Origin of the sequence: Vibrio sp. 10N.261.52.A1, assembly GCF_002876325.1 — a bacterium.
GTDB lineage: Bacteria > Pseudomonadota > Gammaproteobacteria > Enterobacterales > Vibrionaceae > Vibrio > Vibrio chagasii.
In genome coordinates, this window is record NZ_MCYD01000400.1 from 1 (window position 1) to 1,074 (window position 1,074).

The following is a 1,074-nucleotide window of genomic DNA, read 5'->3' on the forward strand; positions in this document are numbered from 1 at the left end:
ATATAAAGCTTACTCATTATGTACTAGTTGTTTAACCTAATGGTGGGGAATTGATTGTCACTACTGGTATGAATGATGGAACGTATAAAGATCTGGACTATCCATATTCCTCTATTAGCCCCCCACCCCCCACTTTAAAAATCAGGTAATACGTATTGCTATATCCGGCTCTATACCTGAAGGCTATTTTTAAAACCACCTGTTATACCTATTGTTAGGATTCGCCAACCACTACTGTTAGTTCTGATCTGTATTACTCAATTTTTTAGAACTTTCATCCACCCAGAACGCCAATAAGGTTTTACGAGTTGAAAATGCTGCCAGTACTTCCACGTAAAACATAGAGCTTAAAAACATTGCTAAAAGTGCTTTAAATCAACAAAACAGTGCTTATTTCGCGCTATTTTGACGTTAAATCACGCCTTTTTACCAATAAACCTAAAACTGGCGAATTAAAGATACTGTCGGCAGTATCCAAAGCCCCTCGGATCTATTCGTTAAATAGATGTGCCGATAAGGCTATCTGTAAATAGTCAACTTTAAGGAGAGAAAAACATGGCATACAAATTTGAAACGTACATATCAACACTAGTCAACTCGATGTTTTCAAAAGGACAAACAGTGGAAGAGATATACCAAACGCTGCCATTGCTTGAGCATTCAGTTATTGATGCTTATCTGGCAAGAGGTGATTAGAGTTTGTGGGTGGAGGGCTAGGCACGGCTGTAGCTTGGCTCATTACACAATAATTCATCCACAGTCACACACGGGCAAAGCCCTTAGTGTTCCATATCATGAATCCCCTTCGGGGTAGCGCTGAGCGTGAGTGACGAAGTAACGAATACTACTAATGAGAAATGAATAGCTATAGTACAACGATTTAGTAAAGGGATTTGAGTACTTGTTTTGAATTCAATTCATTGAATGAAAAGCAACGCGCAACAATTAGGTGCTTTGTTTGTTCGTAGAAGAAACACAAGTGCCTGTGATGCAACGCAGTAAATCACAACTTATACTAGTTATATAATAGCCGTAAAAAAACGTTATATTTTAGCAAATCACCCACAAATATAG

The 1,074-nt window shown here is 38.2% G+C and carries 1 protein-coding gene; it reads left to right on the forward strand.

The annotated features are described in order from the left end of the window. The first annotated feature begins 555 nt into the window (after window positions 1–555). Entirely contained in the window at window positions 556–696 is a 141-nt protein-coding gene (locus BCT81_RS29120) for a hypothetical protein (RefSeq protein ID WP_157938847.1), read from the forward strand. Window positions 697–1,074 lie beyond the last annotated feature (378 nt).